This window comes from Nocardia sp. NPDC055321, assembly GCF_053645575.1.
Genome location: NZ_JBSHMS010000015.1, coordinates 68,275 through 83,648 on the forward strand (window position 1 = coordinate 68,275; position 15,374 = coordinate 83,648).

The 15,374-nt window shown below is 70.0% G+C and carries 13 protein-coding genes; 6 read left to right on the forward strand and 7 right to left on the reverse strand.

Annotated features, from left to right (window positions below):
* Positions 1 to 2: 2 nt before the first annotated feature.
* Entirely contained in the window at positions 3 to 590 is a 588-nt protein-coding gene (locus tag ACWIGI_RS23875; RefSeq protein ID WP_454204823.1) for a TetR/AcrR family transcriptional regulator, read from the reverse strand.
* Between the two features lie 124 nt (positions 591 to 714).
* On the opposite strand from ACWIGI_RS23875, the gene ACWIGI_RS23880 reads away from it, so the two are divergent.
* On the forward strand, positions 715 to 1,368 hold the full coding sequence (locus ACWIGI_RS23880; RefSeq protein ID WP_454204663.1) for a class I SAM-dependent methyltransferase: 654 nt from the start codon (positions 715 to 717) through the stop codon (positions 1,366 to 1,368).
* 18 nt (positions 1,369 to 1,386) lie between these two features.
* Here the strand turns inward: ACWIGI_RS23880 and ACWIGI_RS23885 are convergent, their stop codons facing one another.
* From ACWIGI_RS23885 to ACWIGI_RS23910, 6 genes are all read right to left on the reverse strand, one after another.
* Positions 1,387 to 2,565, reverse strand: coding sequence for a hypothetical protein (locus tag ACWIGI_RS23885; RefSeq protein ID WP_454204664.1), 1,179 nt, complete (start codon positions 2,563 to 2,565; stop codon positions 1,387 to 1,389).
* Between the two features lie 385 nt (positions 2,566 to 2,950).
* Entirely contained in the window at positions 2,951 to 4,027 is a 1,077-nt protein-coding gene (locus ACWIGI_RS23890) for a prenyltransferase (protein WP_454204665.1), read from the reverse strand.
* A complete protein-coding gene (locus ACWIGI_RS23895; protein WP_454204666.1) occupies positions 4,014 to 4,745 on the reverse strand; it encodes a class I SAM-dependent methyltransferase in 732 nt (243 codons plus the stop codon). The genes ACWIGI_RS23890 and ACWIGI_RS23895 overlap by 14 nt, the downstream gene beginning before the upstream one ends.
* Complete coding sequence (locus ACWIGI_RS23900) at positions 4,739 to 6,046, reverse strand: glycosyltransferase family 4 protein (protein WP_454204667.1); 1,308 nt, start codon at positions 6,044 to 6,046, stop codon at positions 4,739 to 4,741. Before ACWIGI_RS23900 ends, ACWIGI_RS23895 begins: the two co-directional genes overlap by 7 nt.
* A 66-nt stretch (positions 6,047 to 6,112) precedes the next feature.
* Positions 6,113 to 6,970 (reverse strand): LLM class F420-dependent oxidoreductase, encoded by an 858-nt coding sequence (locus tag ACWIGI_RS23905; protein ID WP_454204668.1) that lies wholly within the window; start codon positions 6,968 to 6,970, stop codon positions 6,113 to 6,115.
* Between the two features lie 15 nt (positions 6,971 to 6,985).
* Positions 6,986 to 8,458, reverse strand: a complete 1,473-nt coding sequence (locus ACWIGI_RS23910) for an FAD-dependent oxidoreductase (protein ID WP_454204669.1) — start codon at positions 8,456 to 8,458, stop codon at positions 6,986 to 6,988.
* Between the two features lie 276 nt (positions 8,459 to 8,734).
* Here ACWIGI_RS23910 and ACWIGI_RS23915 point away from each other — a divergent pair, with 276 nt between their 5' ends.
* The 5 genes from ACWIGI_RS23915 to ACWIGI_RS23935 all read left to right on the forward strand — a co-directional run bounded on the left by ACWIGI_RS23915 (position 8,735) and on the right by ACWIGI_RS23935 (position 15,289).
* Entirely contained in the window at positions 8,735 to 9,937 is a 1,203-nt protein-coding gene (locus tag ACWIGI_RS23915; protein WP_454204670.1) for a cytochrome P450, read from the forward strand.
* A gap of 196 nt (positions 9,938 to 10,133) precedes the next feature.
* The gene (locus tag ACWIGI_RS23920; RefSeq protein WP_454204671.1) at positions 10,134 to 11,738 is read left to right on the forward strand and encodes an acyl-CoA synthetase; all 1,605 of its coding nucleotides are present in this window, start codon (positions 10,134 to 10,136) and stop codon (positions 11,736 to 11,738) included.
* Between the two features lie 99 nt (positions 11,739 to 11,837).
* Positions 11,838 to 12,548 (forward strand): acetoacetate decarboxylase family protein, encoded by a 711-nt coding sequence (locus ACWIGI_RS23925; RefSeq protein WP_454204672.1) that lies wholly within the window; start codon positions 11,838 to 11,840, stop codon positions 12,546 to 12,548.
* Positions 12,545 to 13,315, forward strand: a complete 771-nt coding sequence (locus tag ACWIGI_RS23930; protein ID WP_454204673.1) for an SDR family NAD(P)-dependent oxidoreductase — start codon at positions 12,545 to 12,547, stop codon at positions 13,313 to 13,315. The genes ACWIGI_RS23925 and ACWIGI_RS23930 overlap by 4 nt, the downstream gene beginning before the upstream one ends.
* A gap of 192 nt (positions 13,316 to 13,507) precedes the next feature.
* Positions 13,508 to 15,289: an ABC transporter ATP-binding protein gene (locus ACWIGI_RS23935; protein ID WP_454204674.1), complete on the forward strand. Its 1,782-nt coding sequence runs from the start codon at positions 13,508 to 13,510 to the stop codon at positions 15,287 to 15,289.
* Positions 15,290 to 15,374 lie beyond the last annotated feature (85 nt).

Genomic DNA, 15,374 nt, shown 5'->3' on the forward strand with positions numbered 1-15,374 from the left:
ATTCAGCCGGCCAGGATGCGAGTGGCCGCCTGTTCGAGCCGTTCGGCGATCTCGGTGTACGAGGCGTAGCCCATGCCCGCGCGCACCAGCGCGCCCGCGTAGAGCAGTTCCAGCGTCTCGACGATCTCCATGTCCGGCGTGCCGCCGAGTGCGTCGATGAGCCGCCTGCGGATCTCGTTGCCGATCCGCAGGCGCAGGTGCGCCACGTCCGGGTCGGTGCCCAGCAGCGCGCTCGTGACCGCGCCGGCCAGCGCGGGTTCGTCGGCGACCAGCAGGGCGATCTGCCGCAGCACCGCCAGGGTGCGCGCGGTGCTGTCCTCGTCCGTGCCCTCCGGCGCGGGGGTGGCCGCGAGGCGCCGCCAGAACATCTCCGCCACCAGGTGTTCCTTGGAGGAGAAGTAGGTGTAGGCGGTGGCGGTGCCGACACCGGCGGCCGCGGCGACCATGCGCACGGTCAGCCCGGCGAAACCCTCGCGGGCGAGCACGTCCATCGCGGCCCGGGTGAGGCGGTCGACGGTGTCCGCCTGCTTCTCGGTGAGCCGGCGCCGGGTCGCCTCCATGCTGACAGGTTCGGTGTTCACGGCCTCCATGTTCGCCGACCAGCGGGCGGAAGGGTAATCAGACACGTGTCCGGATGCTATTATCGGTCAGCTCGCCGGGCAATGCGGTGACGTGCGCTGTGCATCGATCCCGTTGCCGCAGAAAGGTTTTCGAATGACGCAGGCCGAAGTTTCCGACGCGACCCGCGAACTGCTCGACTATGCCGAGCGGGCGCGCGGATTCATGCCGGCGCACGAGGGGCTCGCCCTGTACGAGGCCGCGCGGACCTACGCCGGGGACGGCGTCATCGTGGAGATCGGCACGTACTGCGGCAAATCCGCCGTCTATCTCGGCGCGGCCGCCCGCGAGACCGGGGCGGTCGTCTACACGATCGACCACCACGGCGGTTCGGAGGAACACCAGCCGGGCTGGGAGTATCACGACACCACGCTGGTGGATCCGGAGACCGGGGTGTTCGACACGGTGACGGCCTTCCGCCGCACCATCGTCGGCGCGGGGCTGACCGACACCGTCGTCGGCGTGATCGGTTCCTCGGCCACCGTCGCGCGCACCTGGCGCACCCCGGTGCGCCTGCTGTTCATCGACGGTGGGCACACCGAGGAAGCGGCCCAGCGCGATTACGACAACTGGGCGCACTGGGTGGCGGGCGGCGGCCTGCTGGCGATTCACGACGTCTTCCCCGACCCCGCCGACGGCGGGCAGGCGCCCTACAACATCTATCGCCGCGCCATGGACAGCGGGAAGTTCCGCGAGCTCTCGGTCACCGGCTCGCTGCGCATCCTGCAGCGCACCGCCGCCTGCAACTGACGGCGCGGTGCGCGGCGATCAGTTCCGTTCGCGGCGTGTGCGTTCGGGCCGCGGCCGCATCGCGTCGAGGTAGGCCAGCGCCCGGGGCGGGAACAGTTCGCGGGGGTAGCTCTGCCACAGGGTGCTGTCGATCCGCACGACACCGTCGAGCACGGCCACGTTCGTGAGCCAGTCGTAGCGGAAACGGGTGCGGCGCGGGCCGATGTGGATGTCGAAGGCGTCGGGGCCGAACCGGGTCGCCATCCGTGTGCCGGGCGGCATATCCCGCTCCAGCTCGGCCGTCACCCGCCGAACGCTGTAGCGCGCGTGCAGTATTCGTGCGGGCACGAGCAGAACGAGCACGGCGGCCGCGATGCCGAGCGCGGTCCAGCCGCGCAGATACCACAGCAGTGGCAGATACGGCACCGCCACCACCAGCAGCAGGGTCCGCAGGCCCTGGGACTTCTGCCGCTCGAGCCTGTCCGCGATGCGCAGCGCGGTGCCGGGCCGGACCACGAAGGTCGCGGTCGGCCGTTCGAGCGGCGGGATCGGCGGCAGCGGCGGGCGGGGCAGGGTGGCCTGGTCGGGCACGCCGTCGGCGACCACGGCCAGCAGGTCGATCACGTCCTGCGGGAACAACTCTCGCGGATAGGCGTGCAGCAGGTCGTCCTGGGTGAACAGCACCGTGCGCTCGTCCACGCGGAGCCGGGTGATGTCCGCGTACCGCACCCGGCGGTGATGGCCGTCGCCGATCTGCACGTCGAAGGACTCGGGCCCGAACCGCGTCGCCATGACGGTGCCCGCCCCGGACAGGGTCTGCCAGAACGCTTCCGACCGCGCGAGCCGGCGCTTGCGCCCGGGCATCCGCAGCCACAGCAGCGCGCACACGGCCACGCCGATGCCCGCCCCGATCGTTCCCCACAGCGATGCCAGGAACAGGCAGACCACCGTCAGGATCGCCGCGCCCGTCGACCAGCGGGCGAGCCGTCCGGAGGAGTACGCGATCCCGGCCGCGGCCAGCAGTTCGGGGGTGCTCGCGCGGGCCACGAACACCGCGTCCGGGTCGAGGAGGAAGGGCATCGGCGCGAGCGGGCCGAATTCCTGCGCGGTAGCCGTCCGGGTAGCGGACCCGGACCCGTTCGGGGCGGCGGACGCCGCCGAGGTTCTCGAATTCTGCTCGGGCCCCGAGTGTTCCGGCCCGCCGATCACACCACCCACCGCGCGAGCATAACCGCCACCACGGACGTCGCAGGGCGGGTTCGGGGCCGCGGGCGCGAACCTCGCGGGGCGCGCCGTACCCGCCCCGGACGTCGGCGCGGCGCACCCGGTGGCAGGCGGGATATTTCGGTTGCCACCGCGATGCCGGGCCCCGTCTATCCCGCTTGCACCGCCGACCCGCCCTGAGCGGAGTTCGGCGAGACAAGCCTGTAGCGATGAACGGGCAGGCCACCATGCTCGGTGCCCCGGCGCAGCCATCCGCTGCTGCTGCCGCTCCATCGCGCCCGGACATGGGAACCTGCGGTCACCCGGTCGGCTCGCCGATTCCGGTGGTACCGCGAATCAGGGTGCGGGCACCGATAATTCGGCGGTCGACGGTGCGGGGTCAGGCGCGCGGGAGGGTCGCGGCGCAGTCGCAGGTGCGGGTGGTGATCGTCGGCGGGGGGAGCAGGTCGCGAAAGATGTTGTTGGCGGGGGTGGTTCGGGACAGGGCGTCGGCGGCCAGCAGCATCGCGGCGGCGGTCCAGGTGGTGCGTTCCTCGGGCCAGCGTTTGCCGTCGGCGAAGACCAGGCCGGTCCAGTAGGAGCCGTCGGCCTCGCGCAGATGCTGCATGTTCGTGAACAGCTCCAGGGCGCGGCGGTGATCGCCGAGGGCGTCCAGGGCCAGCACCAGCTCACAGGTCTCGGCGCCGGTGACCCACGGCTGATCCGAGACGCAGCGGATGCCCAGGCCTGGGACGACGAAATCGTCCCAGCGGGCCGCGATCCGGTCGTATCCGGCGCGGCCCCGGATCGCGCCGCCCAGGATCGGGTAGTACCAATCCATGGAGTAGCGGTCCTTGTCCAGGAAGGCCTCGGGGTGCGCGCGCAGGGCGTGACCGAGCCGCAGCGCGGCCACCTCCCACCCGGGCTGCGGATCGCGGGCGTGCGCGGCCAGCGCCAGCGCGCAGCGCAGACTGTGGAAGATGCTGGAACAACCGGTGAGCAGCGCCTCGCCCGACGTGCCCGAATCGGTGACGGACCAGTGGATCTCGCCGAATCGCCCGCGCTGGGCGGCCAGCACGAAGTCGATGCCGGACCGCACCACCGGCCACATCTCGTCCGCGAACTCGGCGTCGCCGGTGGCGGCGAGGTAGTGCAGCACCCCCGTAGCCAGGTAGGCGCAGAAATTGGTGTCGCTGTCGTGGTTCTCGATCACCCCGGCGCGGAACTGCATCGGCCAGGAGCCGTCCGCGCGCTGGGTTTTCGCCGACCACAGGTAGGCCGCGCGCGCCTGCTCCCACAGGCCCGCGACGGTGAGCGCCATGGCGTTCTCGAGGTGATCCCAGGGGTCGGTGTGCCCGCCGGGGAACCAGGGCAGCGCACCGTCGGGTTCCTGGGTGGCCGCGATGGCCTCGGCGGTGCGCAGCGCCTGGTGGGCGCTCAGGACCCCGGGGATCTCGGGTAGGTCAGCGGGCGGCACTGCGGACCGCCGGCTTCGCGAAGTACAGCGCCACGCTCTTGCCGATCAGCGGATCGAGCAGCCGTTCGGCGGTGCGGGTGAGCTGGGGCGCGGACATCATGTCCCACACCAGCATTCGGTGATACGCGCTGACCAGCGGGTGCTTGTCGTTGTCGACCCCGACCGCGCACTTGAGCCACCAGTACGGCGCGTGCAGGGCGTGCGCGTGCGAGCTGTGGATGAACCGCACGCCGCGCGCGGTGACCATGGCGCGCAGTTCGTCGGCGCGGTAGATGCGTACGTGCCCGCCCTCGTTGGCGTGATACTTGTCCGAGAGCGCCCAGCAGATGCGCTCGGGCAGCCAGCGCGGCACCGTGATGGCCAGGGAGCCACCGGGTTTGAGCACGCGCACCAGTTCGGCGATGGCTCGGCCGTCCTGCGGCACGTGCTCGAGGATCTCCGAGGCGATGACCACGTCGAACTCGCCCTCGCCGTAGGGCAGGTCGAGCGCGTCGCCGCGCACCGCCTCGGCCTTGGCGTACTCGGGGGCCTCCCCGACCTCGGCCATGGCCGCGAACATGGTCTCCACCTCGGCCAGATCGCCGGCGTTCTGGTCGAAGGCCACGATGTCCGCGCCCCGGCGATACGCCTCGAACGAATGCCGACCGGCCCCGCACCCCACATCGATGACGCGGGTGCCCGGGCCGACGCCCAGGCGATCGAAGTCGACGGTCAGCATGTGTGCGCCTCCTGGGGGCTGGCGGGGCGGATACCGATTCCGGCGATCGCCGGGCGTGATCCGTGACGGGCAATGGCATGTTCGTACACGGACACCGTCTGCGCGGCAACGGCTTCCCAGCTGAAAATGGTGAGCGCCCGGTGGCGTCCGGCGCGGCCGAGCGCGTGCCGTCGCTCGGGTGAGTCGAGCAGTTCGCCCAGTACGGCGGTCAATTCGCCGACATTGCCGGGTTCCACCAGTTCCGCGCAGTCGCCGGTCACCTCCGGCAGCGCACCCGCGCGACTGGCCACCAGCGGCGTGCCGCTGGCCATGGCCTCCACCGCGGGCAGCGAGAAGCCCTCGTACATCGAGGGAATGCAGGCGATGTCGGCCGAGGCCAGCAGCTCGGCGAGTTCGGTGTCGGACAGGCCGCTGACCGCGGTGACGATGTCGGCGAGGCCGAGTTCGGCGATGAGCTTCTCGGTCGGCCCGTTCGGTTCCAGCCGGGCGACCAGCCGCAGTTCGAGTTCGCGGTCCCCGCCCGGCCGCGCCGCGTGCTCCCCGCGCAGCCGCGCGATGGCGTGCAGCAGATGCGCGATGCCCTTGAGCGGCTTGTCGGCACTGGCCACCGCGACGATCCGGCCGGGCACGCGCGGCTGTTCCCGGGGCCGGAACAGGTCGGTGTCCACCCCGAGCGGCACGGTGCGCAGCTGCTCGGGCCGGACCCCGAAGTCGGTGACGATGTCGGCGGCCGAGGAGGAGGAGACGGTGATCAGCTCCGGGATCTGCCGGGCCACCCGCCGCTGCATGCCGAGGAAGCCGTACCAGCGGCGCAGGAACGGTTTTCGCCGCCACGGCGCGGCCGCCAGATCCACCGCCCGGTCCCGGGTGATGGGGTGGTGGATCGTCGCCACCAGCGGCAGGTGCCCGGCGATGTCGAGCAGTCCCGAGCCCAGGCACTGATTGTCGTGCACCACATCGAATTCCGCCGCGCGCTCGCGCAGCAGGCGCGCCGCCCGCAGGCTGAACGTGCGCGGTTCGGGGAAACCCGCCGTCCACATGGTGGCGAGCTCGAGCAGGTCGACCCCGTCCCGGATCTCGGCGAGCGCCGGGGTCCGGAACGGATCCTCGTCGCGGTACAGGTCCAGGCTCGGCACCTCGGTGAGCCGCACGCGCGGGTCGAGGTGCTCGGGATAGGGCTGCCCCGAGAACACCTCGACCTCGTGGCCCAGTTCCGCCAGACCCCGGCTGAGGTAGCGCACGTAGACGCCCTGCCCCCCACAGTGGGTCTTACTGCGGTAGGACAGCAGGGCTATACGCACGTCACAGCCTTTCGGGGGCAGGCGAAAGTTACCGGGGGAGAGTGGTATTCGAGGGCGCCGGCGCGCTCAGTGCCCGATGCCGAAGGCTTCGAGCTTGGCGGCGAGACGATCCAGGTAGGCGAAGATCTCGTCGTCGGACTTCTCCGGGACGCCGTACAGCGCGTCGGTCACCCCGGCCGCGGCCCAGCGGGTGAGCTTCTCCGGATCGGGCTTGCCGTCCAGGGCGACCACGCGCGGGGTGCCGGTGCGCCCGGCCTCGCTCCAGTGCTTGTAGAGCAGCGCGGTCGATGCCTGCACGTCGGATTCGTACGGCGTGGTGATCCAGCCGTCCGCCGACTTGGCGATCCACTTGAAGGTCTTGTCGGTGCCGCCCGCGCCGATCAGCAGCGGCACGTGCGACTGCACCGGCTTGGGCCAGGCCCAGCTCGGTCCGAAGGACACGAACTCGCCGTCGTAGCTCGCCTCCTCCTGGGTCCACAGCGCGCGCATGGCCTCCATGTACTCGCGCAGCGCGGTGCGGCGCTTGTTGCCGGGGATGCCGTGATCGCTGAGCTCGTCGGTGTTCCACCCGAAGCCCGCGCCCACGGTGACCCGGCCGCCGGACAGGTGATCCAGCGTCGCGATGGTCTTGGCGAGGGTGATGGGGTCGCTCTCGGTGGGCAGCGCCACCGCGGTGGACAGTTCGATGCTCGAGGTGACCGCGGCCGCGGTGGCCAGGGCCACCCACGGGTCCAGGGTGCGGGTGTACCGGTCGTCGGGCAGCTCCGCGCCGCCCGTGAGCGGGTGCGCCGCTTCGCGTTTGACCGGGATGTGGGTGTGCTCGGGCACGAAGAACGAGCGGAACCCGCGCTCCTCGGCCGCCTTGGCCAGTACCGCCGGGGTCATGCCGCGGTCGCTGGTGAACTGGACGATGCCGTATCGCATGGTGGCGATTCCCTCTCAGTTGTTCTTCGCGGCGGCCACGCCCGCGCGACGGCCGTAGAAGCTGCCGTCACCCAGCGAGCAGCCCGAGGCGTATCCGCCCGCGCAGATGCCGGAGGTGACCCGGCCCGCGGCGAACAGCCCCGGGATCGCCGAGCCGTCCACGTGCAGCACGCGCGAGTCCAGGTCGGTGCGCAGGCCGCCCAGGGTGAAGCCGCCGGTGTACCCGCGCAGGTCGTACGCGCCCAGCGGGGTGCCGATGGGCTTGACCCATTCGGACTTCTTGTGCAGGAACGGATCCCGGCCGTCGGCCGCGTGATGGTTGTACAGGTCGATGGTGCTCGACAGGGTGTGCTCGGGCAGCCCCATCTCGGTTTCGAGTTCGGCGACCGTCTCGGCCACCCAGGTCGGGGCGATGCGCAGGAAGGACATGGCGGACAGGGTCTCGAACGCCTCCTCCAGCGCGGTCTCGTCGATGATCAGGTACGCCTGATTGTCCTGGTCCTGCAGGACGGCCTGGCCCATGCGCCCGGGGTAGGTGTCCTCGGTGACGAAGCGCTGGCCGCGCCCGTTCACCAGGATGCCGCGCACGATGACCTGCGGGTCCGCGATGAGGGCGACCTCGGTGGCGTCCATGTGCGCCACGTCCGCGCCCAGGGCCTGCGCGACCCGGATGCCGATGCCGTCGTGTTCCTCCACGGTGGCGGCGGGGCGGCCGAAGATCTTGGGCGCGAACTGCTCGACCATGTCGTGCGCGTAGGCGAAACTGCCGGTGGCCAGCACCACGCCGCGTTCGGCGCGCACGTGCACCGGCTTGCCGTAGCGGGTGGCGGCGACCCCGACCACCCGGCCGGAGTCGTCCACGATGAGCCGGCGCAGGCGCACGTCGTATTCGTGTCGGACGCCGAGCTTTTCGGCGGTCTGCGCGAGCGGCTCCATGAGCATGTAGCCGCCGCCCTTCTCACCCAGTTTCTTGTCCCGGGTCCAGGCGAGGTGCCCGCGCGGCGCGGGTTCGGCGATGGTGTTGAACGGCGCGGCGTTCTCGCCGCCGGAGTACATCAGGCCCTGGTCGGCGGGCGGCTCGTAGCCGGGTTCGCCCCAGAACTCCTCCTTGAACGGAACGCCCTGGGTGACGAGCCAGTCGTAGTGCTCCACGCTGCCCTGGCAGTAGTCGTGGATCTTGGCCTTGTCCACGCCCGGTCCGAGCGCGGCGGTCAGGAACTTCTCCATGTTCTCGGCGGTGTCCTCGAAGCCGAGGGCGCGCTGCAGCGGCGTGCCGCCGCCGAGGTAGATGAAGCCGCCGGACATGGCGGCCGCGCCGCCCCAGCCGCCGGTGCGTTCGAGCACCAGGGTGTCCGCTCCCGAGCGCGCGGCCTCGATGGCCGCGCACGCCCCGGCGACGCCGAATCCGATCACGACGACATCGGCCGTCTGGTCCCAGGTTTCGACCTCGCCGGCGTGCAGCGGTCGTACGGAAGGGGTCTCGGCCATTGTTCGCTGTGTTCCTTACCGATTCACTCGTTCGTCGTGGAAGAAAGGGCTCCCACGCTGTCCGGACACGTGTACGGAACTATAGGTTCGGGTTCGGAAGGCGCGCAAGAACATGTTTCAGTTCTGGGAGCGCCGCCGCCGCGAAGTTTCCGGTGCGCATTGTCAGGAGCGTCCCGCGCCAGTACTGTACGGACACATGTCCAGCTGGGTGTCCCACGGCGGGGCGGCGTTCATCACCGTCGATGAACGCGTTATCGAAAGCAGGTGCACCCCGCCATGACCGCAGCATCCCTCGAGCCGCTGCAGTTCGATCCGTACGACTACGGCGTCCACGAGGATCCGTACCCGATCTACGAACGCCTGCGCGCCGAGGCGCCGATCTACCACAATCCCGAGATCGACTTCTGGGCGCTGTCGCGGCACGCCGACGTCGGCGCGGGCTTCCGCGACAACGTCCGGCTCTCCAGCGCCAACGGCGTCTCGCTCGACCCCGCCGCCTGGGGGCCGCACGCGCACCGCACCATGTCCTTCCTGGCCATGGACGATCCCGCGCATCTGCGCCTGCGCAAACTGGTCTACCAGGGCTTCACCCCGCGCCGCGTCACCGAGATGACCGATCGCATCCGCGAGATCACCCTGCGCCACCTCGAACCCGCCCTGGCCACGGGCGAATTCGACTGGATCGACGAGGTCGCGGGCAAACTGCCCATGGACGTCATCTCCGAACTGCTCGGCGTGCCCGAGGCCGACCGCGCCGAACTGCGGCGCCAGGCCGATGTGCTCGTCCACCGCGAGGAGGGCGTGCTCGACGTGCCGGTCCCGGCCATGGAGGCCGCGATCTTCCTCATCGGCTACTACGCCGACATGCTCGCCCTCCGCCGCAAGCGCCGTACCGAGGATCTGACCTCGGTCCTGCTGGACGTGGAGGCCGACGGCGACAAGCTCACCGACGACGAGATCATCGGGTTCATGTTCCTCATGGTGGTGGCGGGCAACGAGACCACCACCAAACTGCTCGGCAACGCGCTGTACTGGGCGGGCCGCAACCCGGAGCAGTACGCCAAGGCCGCGGCCCAGCCCGAGCTGGTGGGGGACTGGGTCGAGGAGACGCTGCGCTACGACGCGTCGAGCCAGATCCTGGCGCGCACCGCCGCGGTCGATCTGGAGTACTACGGCCGGACGGTGCCGCAGGGGTCCAAGGTGCTGCTGCTGATCGGCGCGGCCAACCGGGACGCGTCGGCCTTCCACGATCCCGACCGCTTCGACATCGAACGCGCCGACAAGGGCGGGCTCATCAGCTTCGGCCGCGGCGTGCACTTCTGCCTGGGCGCGCATCTGGCGCGGCTCGAGGCGGGAATCGTGCTGCGGGAGTTCACCGATCGGGTCGCGGCCTACGAGCTGCGGTCCGGCAGCGAACGGGTGCACTCGGTGAACGTGCGCGGCTTCGCGAAATTACCGGTGCGCGTGCAGGTGCGGTAGCGCTTTCTTCGCGGGCGGGATGATCGGGCTTTTGTCGGCCGAAATCGCCCTCGGCGCCGTCCGTTCGGGGAAGCTACGGGGGTAGCGATCACCCGTTTCACCAGCGGAGCGGCACCACCCGCACAGCTCGGGGCGCACCCTGCCGCTCGCTTTCCGGTAGCTCGACAAGCGGTGCGCCCGAGGAGAAGTGATATCCGTGGCCAGCAACTTCGCCGACCTGTACGAACACGCCGCCGACGCCGTCCCCGATCGCCTCGCGGTCATCGAAGGCGAGCGCAGGCGCACCTTCGCCGAACTGGATCGCCGCGCCAACCGGCTCGCGCACCATTTCCTCGACGCCGGCGCGAACCCGGGCTCCCACATCGGCTTCCACATGCACAACGGCATCGAAACCCTGGAAACGCTGCTGGCCTGCTTCAAGATTCGGGCCGTGCCGATCAACATCAACTATCGGTACCGGGCCGAGGAACTGCGCTACGTCTACGACAACGCCGATCTGGAGATGGTGGTCCACCACCGCTGCTACGCCCCGGTCATCGAAGAGGTGCGCCCGCTGCTGCCCCGGCTGCGGCACGCGCTGGTGGTCGAGGACGAACAGGGCGGGTCCGGCCGCCTCAGCCGCTCGACCCCGTACGAGTGGGCCGTCGAGAACTGTTCCCCGGAACGCGATTTCGGCGAGCGCAGCGCCGACGACCTCTTCATCATGTACACCGGCGGCACCACCGGCCTGCCCAAGGGCGTCATGTGGCGTCAGGAGGACATGTGGCGGGTGCTCGGCGGTGGCATCGACTTCTACACCGGCGAGCCCGTGGCCGACGAGTACCAGCAGTCCCGCGCCGCGGTCGAGAATCAGCCGACCCGCTGGTTCGTGCTGCCGCCGCTCATTCACGCCGCCGCGCTGATGCCCACCTTCACCGCGCTGTGGTCGGGCAACACGGTGCTGTTCGAGCCGCGTTTCGATCCCGAGCGGGTCTGGGCGACCGTGGCCCGGGAACAGCCCAACATCATGGTTATCACCGGTGACGCCCTCGCGCGCCCGCTCATCGACGCCTACCGCGCCGCGCCGGTGGACGCCGGCTCGCTGTGGTCCATCGGCTCCGGGGCCGCCCAGCTCACCCAGCCGGTGAAGAACGAACTGCTGGAACTGTTTCCGAGCACCCTGGTCACCGAGTCCATCGGCTCCTCCGAAACCGGTTTCGGCGGTATCGGATTCGCGCAGAAGGACGACGACCCCACGCGGGCGCCCCGGGTGAACACCGGCCGCGGCGCGGTCGTGGTCGACGAGCAGGGGCAGCCGGTGGCGCCGGGGAACGAGGGCTGGCTGGCCAAGACCGGCAACGTCCCGATCGGCTACTACAAGGATCCGGTCAAGACCGGCAAGCTCTTCCGCACCGTCGACGGACGGCGCATGGTCGTCACCGACGATCGCGCGCGGGTCGAGGACGACGGCTCCATCACGCTCATCGGGCGCGGCAACATGATGATCAACACCGGCGGCGAGAAGGTCTTCCCGGAAGAGGTCGAGTCGGTGCTCAAGGCGCATCCGGCCGTCTACGACGCGGTGGTCATCGGCCTGCCGCACGAGCGCTGGGGGCAGCAGGTGGCGGCGGTGATCTCGGCGGCGGCCGGGCCGGTGGACATCCCGGCGCTGGCCGAGCACGTGCGCGCCCATCTCGCGGGATACAAACTGCCGCGCCGGATCTGGGTGGTCGGCACGGTCGCGCGCACCCCGAGCGGCAAACCGGACTATCGGGCGGCCAAGGCGCACGCGGAATCCCGGGACGCCGATCACGAGGTGTGATAACCGGTTCTGGAATCGAAGGCCACGGTAGGGTCCGGCCATTGGGATACCTGGCCGGAACCTATGGCGTAAGTCACTGCAACCTGTTCTAATTTGGAGATGGCAGAGGCGCATACCGTACTGGGCGAACAGGTCCGGATGCCGGTGCGGATCCGAGAGGCCGACGCGAGTTCGGCCATGTTCCTCGTCGATCACGACGCGGCCCGCGACCTGCTCGCGGGCACCGGGCTGGAACCGCTGCGGGTCCTGGGGCGGGCGGTGCTGTCGCTGGCCTTCGTGCGCTACGTCGACGGCGACCTCGGGCCGTATCACGAATTCGCCTTCTCGCTCATGGCGCGGCAGCCCGGGCGCAAGGACGGCACGGGGGCCTACATCCACTGGCTCCCGGTCAACCAGAGCTTCACCTGCGAAGCGGGACAGTCGATCTGGGGCTTTCCCAAACTCATGGCCGATATCGACATCACCCCGGTGCGCGGCGGGCATCGCTGCGAGGTGCGGATCGACGGGCAGTTCGTGATCGGGCTGCGCGTCGCCGACGGCCTGCCCATGCCCGGCAGTGCCGGCGGCGCGTCCATCGACGCCTACACCGCCCGCAACGGGACCCTGCGGCGCACACCGTGGCTGATGGACCCGAGCAACGTGCGCGGGCGGCCCGGCGGTACGCGCGTCGAACTCGGCGATCACCCGGTCGCCGCGCAATTGCGCGCCCTCGGTCTACCCAAGCGGGCGCTGTTCTCCAGCCGGATCGGCGCCCTGCGGATGACGTTCGAGGACGCCGCGACCGTCCTGCGGATCGGGGTGGATCGATGACCGGGACCGCACTCGTCACCGGCGCGGCCAGCGGCATGGGCCGCATCGTCGCCCAGCGCCTGGCGGCCGCGGGCTACCGGGTCGCCGCCGTCGACATCGATCCCGAGGGCCTGCGGGTCACCGCGGATCGCTCGCCCAACACCCACACCTACCTCTGCGACGTCTCGGACCCCGAACAGGTGCGGGCCGTGGTCGACAAGGTGCGCGGCGAGCTCGGGACCATCGACCGGCTGGTGCACGCCGCGGGGATGGCGCACGTGCACGCCTCGGCGCTGGATCACGATGTGGCACAGCTGAAGAAGATGATCGAGGTCAACTACATCGGCACCGTGAATCTGTGCCAGGCGGTCATACCGGCCATGAAGCGGGCCGGGACCGGGACCGTGGTGCTGTTCGCCTCGGTCGCGGGCTGGCTGCCCTCACCCGGCATGGCCGGCTACTCGGCGTCCAAGTTCGCCGTCATCGGTTTCATCGAGAGCCTGTCCTACGAGCTGAAGGACAGCGGGGTCCGGCTGCTCGGGCTGTGCCCGCCGGTCGTGGAGACCGCGTTCCTGGACAAGGTGCGTGCGGAGAACGCGTCGGTGCTGGGTGGTGCGAGCGGCATGCGCGCCGAGGATGTGATCGACGCGCTCGAGCGTGCCCTGGCCAAGCCTGCCAACCCGCTGTTCGTCTTCCCCGGTCAGGCCTATCCCACCTACCTCGTGCGGCGCTTCGCGCCCGGCGTCCTGCGCCGGGTCGTGGCCCGCATGGTCAAGCCGACGGAGTAATTCGTCGTGCGAGACACCGGCTCGTGCTCCGACCGGTGAATCGCGAACGGCGCTGGGTGATCGGGGCTCTGCGATCGCCCAGCGCCACTCTCCCATAGCTACTTATCAGCTAATAATCGCTGGCCCGCCGTTCGCGGGCGCGGGACGATATCCCTTCTGCACTGCTCGGAAACCATTCGAGAGAGGGGACGGATGAGCTCACGCGCGCCCGCGATAGGACTGGTCCTGCGGTACTACGGGCGGGAATTCAAGAAGCGAAAGTTGTTGTCGGCCATAGCCATGCTGGCGCCGGCACTGGGAAACATCTGCCAGAACTACATCGCCGCGCTCCTGGTCGCCGTGCTCGTCGGGCGGGTGGCCGAGGGCGGCGACTCCGGCGCGGACGCGCTGCTGCCGTTCGTCATCGGCTTCGCCGCGATATTGCTGATTTCGGAAATCCTGTGGCGCATAGGAATTCACTGCCTCAACCGGGTGGACGCCTACGGCATCGAAGACCTCTACATCACGGCCATGGACGAACTGCTGGCCAAGGACGCGGCGTTCTTCCACGACAACTTCGCCGGATCGCTCACCAAGCGGGCGCTGAGCTTCGCCACCCGCTTCGAGCAGTTCGTCGACACCATCGCCTTCGAGATCGTGGCCGCCCTGCTGCCGCTGACCTTCGCGGCGGTGGTGCTGTGGCGCTACGACCCGATGCTGGTGGTGGTACTGATCGGGATGATCGCGCTGACCTGCCTGGTCATCACCCCGCTCATCCGGCGCCGGCAGGAGCTGGTCGACGAGCGCGAGGCGGCCATCGCGCTGGTGTCCGGGCACGTCGCCGACAGCCTGGCCAACATGCAGGTGGTGCGCGCCTTCGGGGCCGAACCCCTGGAGGCGGCCGAACACCGGCGGCGGGTCGCGTGGCAGCGGCGCAAGGCCATTCGGTCCTGGGACTACGCGAACCTGCGCATCGACACCGCCATCGTGCCGCTGGTGGTGATCACCAATGTGCTCGGCCTGCTCATCGCGGTGAACATCGGCGGCGGGCACGCGCGCGTCGAAGTGATCATGGTGGCCTTCACCTACTACTGGAACGCCACCGGAATCATGTTCCGGTTCAACCAGATCTACCGGCGACTGGAAACGGTGCTCACCGAGGCGGCGCAGTACACCGAACTGCTGCTGAAGCCGCCGACCGTGGTCGACGCGCCGGATCCGGAACCTTTGCGGCCCACGGGGTCCGGGGTGCGATTCGACCGGGTCGAATTCGCGCACGCGGGAAACGAGCCGCTGTTCACCGGATTGGATCTGGACGTCCCCGCCGGGACCAAGCTGGGCCTGGTCGGGCGCTCGGGCGGCGGCAAGACCACGCTCACCCAGCTGCTGCTGCGCATGATGGACATCGACGGCGGCACGATCAGCATCGGCGGGCAGGACATCTCGCGCCTGCGCCAGCACGACCTGCGCAGCCAGATCGCCTACGTGCCACAGGATCCGGCCATGTTCCACCGCACCCTGCGGGAGAACATCCGCTTCGCCAGACCCGGCGCCACCGACGCCGACATCCAGCGGGCCGCCGAAGCCGCGCACGTCACCGAGTTCGCCGAATCGCTACCGCAGGGCATGGAAACCCTGCTCGGCGAGCGCGGGGTGAAACTCTCCGGCGGGCAACGCCAGCGGGTCGCCCTCGCGCGGGCGATCCTGCGGGACGCGCCGATCCTGCTGTTGGACGAGGCCACCAGCGCCCTCGATTCCGAGAGCGAGAAGCTGGTGCAGCAGGCGCTCTGGGAACTGATGGATGGGCGTACGGCGCTGGTGGTCGCGCACCGGTTGAGCACCGTGGCCGGTATGGATCGGCTGGTGGTGCTCGATCACGGGCGAATCGTCGAAGCCGGCACCCACGCTGACCTGCTGCACGCGGAAGGGATGTACGCGCAGCTGTGGAGTCATCAGTCGGGTGGCTTCCTCGGCGAGGAGCTCATCGCCCGTTAGGCGCACCTCCTGCAGGGTGGAGGTGCGCCCGGGTTCGCGGGTCCGCCGGGTCGTACCCGGCGGACCCGCTCATTCGGGGGTCGCC